Below are 4,443 nucleotides of genomic sequence, written 5' to 3' on the forward strand. Positions count from 1 at the left end.
ATTTTATAGGTTGTTTAATAAACAATAATTAAAGGTTTGCTATCAATAACCGCTTGAAATAACCGAGAACGAACCAACTTCAGGTGTACAATTTTGTATTTACTTGGAAATTAATTGATGTCAGCAAATGACTTATTTACACCGGTACAATTATTTAATCATGAATTAAAAAATCGGTTTGTGTTGGCGCCTCTTACTCGCGGCAGAGCAGGGATCGCCCGTATACCAAACGACACAATGGGCGATTATTATGAGCAGCGTGCTACTGCAGGATTAGTAATTGTTGAAGCCACACTCATCTCTGAAGAAGGCACTGGTTGGGTCGATTCTCCCGGCATATATACTGATGAAATGACAGCAGGCTGGAAAACTATTGTTAACAGAGTACACGCGCAAAATAGTAAGGTAGTACTTCAAATGTGGCATTGTGGGCGCGCATCCCACAGCGATTTTCATAATGGAAGAAAACCATTAAGTGCTTCTGCTATTAAAATCGATAACGACCAAATTCATACGCCAGAAAGTAAAAAGCATTACGAAGTACCAAAAGCAATGTCGAAAGACGATATTACCAGAACTATGGCTGATTTTAAAAACGCAGCGATAAAAGCAAAAGAAGCAGGGTTCGATGGTATTGAGGTGCATGCTGCTAATGGTTATTTAATCAACCAGTTCTTAGACGGCGTAAGCAATCAACGTGATGATGAATATGGCGGCAGCATTGAAAATAGAATGCGTTTTTTGAAAGAGGCGCTGGCAGAAGTTTTAGACGTTTTTCCTGCTGAATCAGTGGGTGTGCGTATTTCACCTAATGGCGTGTTTAACGCAATGGGCTGCGACGATTATCAAGCACTTTATATTGAAGTGGTTAAGTATTTAAACCAGCAAAAAATTGGCTACTTACATATAATGGACGGACTCGCTTTTGGTTTTCATAAACGTGGAGAACCGATGACCCTTAACGACTTTAGGCCCTTATTCGATCAGGTCATAATTGGTAACTGCGGCTATGACTTTGAAAGTGCAACGCAGGCAATAGCATCAGGTCAGGCTGATATGATTGCTTTTGGACGTCCATATATTAGTAACCCTGATTTACCTGCTAGATATCAACATGGTCTGCCATTGGCAGAGCACAGCGATGTGACACATTGGTATGGCGGCGGCGCTGAAGGTTATTCTGATTATCCAGCTTACAAAGCTGAATAAAAATATCTAACACGATCATTGGATTAGGCGAGCACAATGCACGCCTTATTCTTAGAATGACTGATATTAAATTCGTCTTAATCTTTAATAAAAGCCACGTTTAATCTTTATTTCAGAGTGCGTACTTGTAATATCGCTTCCACAGCGGCTAATCTTTACAACACCAGTTTAAAAATATCACATTTTATCGTATTCGATTTTATTAAGTTATTTTACACGTTATGGCTCGTTTTTTTGAGCACACATATGAGCCCACCATAATGGTTCATTTTTGAGTTTTAAGTCGAAGTAGGCCAAAATAGTTTTCCACCAGCCTAGTCTGGGTTCACGGTTATTGAAGTGATGAGCATCTCCTTGAAACTCGATTAACGCCACGTCTTGGTCCAACAGTTTTAATGCGGTGTACCCAGGATGAGTCTAGCCTACAGGCACATTGGTATCTTCACCTCCATGGATAAACAATAATGGGGTGGTGACTTTGTTAGCTGCAAACACAGGGATTTGCTGAGTGTAGAAGTCAGAGTTATTCCAAGGTAAGTTTCCTTTAGTGGTAACACCAAAATAGCCATAACCTCACCACCCATGGCCTCAATAGTAAGTAAGGTTACTGATACCAACATGGGAAATAGAGGCGGAGAAAACATCTGTTTTAGTCGCTAGATACATAGTCATAAAACCACCATAAGAAGCGCCCATGTTGCCTAGACGCTTAATATCCACAAAGGGATGTGCGTTAATAAAAGCTCGAGTACTTTCAATGATTTCATCAGTGGTGTTAATACCCCAGGCATTAACATGACGGGCACAAAACTCTTGGCCATAACCGGTGGCGCCAGAAGGTTGTCATACATAGACCACGTAACCTTGAGAAGCCCAAAGACTAATTGGCCACCTACCTGTAAATGGATGGCTTACAGGCGATGTACCAGCATAGTAATAAACAATAGCCGGATATTTTATAGTTTTATCAAAATGAGATGAATAGTAAACTCGGCCATCGATTGTTTGAACCGATTGAGTGGTGTAATCCCGGTCTTTTAAATCAATAAAATCTACCTTGGCGTATTCTTCTTTGGCTGAATCAAGTAAACGATTTTCTTTATTTGAACCCAGTGTTGTTGCACATACCGATTGTGGTCTCGTAGCGCTTGTGCCTTTGTAAATGATATTGGGTGTACGTTGCTCCGAAATGCTAAAACCGTTAACTATTTCTACCTCAGTATCAAGTTTACTAAATTTCTATTGACTGATGTCATAATTGTATAACTGTCTTCTACCTTGATCAGTAGTAGACACGGTTAAATCGCCATTATTAAGTACTTCAACCCGGTCAATCGCAGGTTTAAATCCTTTAGAAAGAGGCGTGATTTGACCCTACTTATGCATAAGATAAAGTTGTCCGTCATAATTATTTGCAACACCGGCGTTAGACGCATTATTACCCTGCCCATCTTTGAAATCTGGGCCAGCACTAACAATAAAACCGCATTTGTGATATTGGGTCGAATTGAATCTTCTATATTCACCTATTAGTTTTTCACCACCAGTGTTTAAATCTGACTCTAATTATTGCGTTAAACCATGGGCAGGTGCTTTATAATTGATTAGTCTTCGTGTGATTAATGCTTTGCGATTTTTTATATCTACACCTGATAGGTACCTGGATAATTTGTCGTTAGTAATCTGTTTAAATAGACTCGACTGAATATCAAATATCTGCAGCTGTTCATCGCCTCACCAATCATTTCAGCGGTCTTCGAGTCCGCGATAACGCTCAGTAAATTCGTAAGGTTTTTGTTCTGACTTATTCCAAGCTATAAGCAATTCAGAATCACTTAGCCAGTCAATGTTACTGATACCTTCTAACTCAGATGCTAACTGATTTAACTGCCAATCTTTTTTGTGATAATTGATAAAGCTGATTATCGTGAATAAATACTAATGCCTTTCTATCTGATCGCCAAGCTATGTGCATATGTGTCGTTGCTTGCCAGCGATAAACAACTTTTTGTGTATTAACGTTGATGATTTCAACGTTAGATTCTGCTTGATCACCTGTTAAGTCACTGTATGACTTTTTTGACCAAACTAGCAGTTCACCGTTGGGTGAAATATTCAGCGAGCCAACTGTTTCACCGTCATAATATTGTTGTATTGAGGCGCGTTTATTACTGTCATCGTTCCCAAATGAAATAGTCGGTCGATGTAGCAAAGACAGTTTATTTTTATTTGTCTCTTTGAAAGCATCTTCGAACCATTCAATAGAAAACGCTTGTCACTGCTCAACCCCAGAAATCACAAAAACCCCACGGTAATCTTGATTCAACATCACTACAGAAAAATCTTTATCCCCCTCGATAGAGATTTGGTTGAGATAAAAAGAAGCGTGTTTTGCACCACTGATCACAAACTTACCCGTTACAAATTTATTGGTGAATATTAAGATTCTTAATAAGTGAGTACCCAAGTTGTGCAGATGTGCAGAATAAAACTACGGGCCCAGCGCAAGAATTTACTCACCATGACTACAAATGAAATATTGGGCTGATCATGTCCTACAGCAAAGATTTTTGTGCTACAGGTAATAGGTTACGTATTTCAGCCACAGTAAAATTACACTTGTGTCTGTTTAGTGAGCACGGACTAGATGTTAGGCAATTTTTGCTGGATAACTCTGAACGCCGTCTGCAAGATGAGTTGTTGAGTTTATTAGCTGATAAAAAAACCACTCACTTTTTGCATGACGGTTACAAAAGTGCCACCAAGCACTTAGCGATGCTTTCGGGTAAATAGATTCACCCCGGCTATCAAACCTCCATTGGGGGTACTCTAGGCACTACTTACATCCACATACCTTCCCACATACCTTCCCGCGTTCCATCCCATATTTCTTATAGAATCACAGCCCAACGTAAAGATGATGTTTTGTTGTTGCCATGCTCAATGCGATACTTGCTCATTATTTTATTACTAGGTAGCCATTACCTCTTCAGTATGTGAAAAAGTAACGTACTTATAAAATAGTAATCAGCCAAGTCGATACCGATATAGTCAACACGTTTCCGAATGATGATGGGAAATTGAGATTTTAAAATATCCAGATGTAGAAAAACTAAGTATATAAGTAATTATTTTCATATTTGTATATGCATATTTCGATGCCATGGTCGCGCCATTGTAAATAGCTTGTAAATTAATTAATGAGTAGAAAGGTAGTGTTAGAAGGTTTTATAT

5 protein-coding genes and 1 pseudogene are annotated in these 4,443 nt (G+C 39.0%); 2 read left to right on the plus strand and 4 right to left on the minus strand.

Features of this window, described 5'->3' with window-relative positions; genetic code table 11:
- Positions 1-117: 117 nt before the first annotated feature.
- A complete protein-coding gene (locus QZ562_RS19850; protein WP_293764162.1) occupies positions 118-1,209 on the plus strand; it encodes an alkene reductase in 1,092 nt (363 codons plus the stop codon).
- Between the two features lie 219 nt (positions 1,210-1,428).
- Here QZ562_RS19850 and QZ562_RS19855 read toward each other — a convergent pair whose 3' ends face one another.
- The 4 genes and pseudogenes from QZ562_RS19855 to QZ562_RS19865 all read right to left on the minus strand — a co-directional run bounded on the left by QZ562_RS19855 (position 1,429) and on the right by QZ562_RS19865 (position 3,616).
- Positions 1,429-1,584, minus strand: coding sequence for a hypothetical protein (locus QZ562_RS19855; protein ID WP_293764165.1), 156 nt, complete (start codon positions 1,582-1,584; stop codon positions 1,429-1,431).
- Positions 1,585-1,626: 42 nt separating this feature from the next.
- Positions 1,627-2,037, minus strand: a pseudogene (locus tag QZ562_RS21375) (prolyl oligopeptidase family serine peptidase); the annotation flags it as partial.
- Between the two features lie 1,039 nt (positions 2,038-3,076).
- Positions 3,077-3,421: a hypothetical protein gene (locus QZ562_RS19860; RefSeq protein ID WP_293764168.1), complete on the minus strand. Its 345-nt coding sequence runs from the start codon at positions 3,419-3,421 to the stop codon at positions 3,077-3,079.
- Between the two features lie 63 nt (positions 3,422-3,484).
- Entirely contained in the window at positions 3,485-3,616 is a 132-nt protein-coding gene (locus QZ562_RS19865; protein ID WP_293764171.1) for a hypothetical protein, read from the minus strand.
- Positions 3,617-3,759: 143 nt separating this feature from the next.
- Between QZ562_RS19865 and QZ562_RS19870 the strand changes: the two genes are divergently transcribed.
- On the plus strand, positions 3,760-4,002 hold the full coding sequence (locus tag QZ562_RS19870) for a hypothetical protein (RefSeq protein ID WP_293764174.1): 243 nt from the start codon (positions 3,760-3,762) through the stop codon (positions 4,000-4,002).
- Positions 4,003-4,443 lie beyond the last annotated feature (441 nt).

It is taken from the genome of uncultured Paraglaciecola sp., from assembly GCF_913058035.1.
Taxonomy (GTDB): domain Bacteria; phylum Pseudomonadota; class Gammaproteobacteria; order Enterobacterales; family Alteromonadaceae; genus Paraglaciecola.

What these genes read in the sequence shown, in the direction of transcription:
- QZ562_RS19850 (WP_293764162.1), top strand. Translation starts at nt 118, where the DNA reads ATGTCAGCAAATGACTTATTTACACCGGTACAATTATTTAATCATGAA.
- QZ562_RS19870 (WP_293764174.1), top strand. Translation starts at nt 3,760, where the DNA reads ATGTCCTACAGCAAAGATTTTTGTGCTACAGGTAATAGGTTACGTATT.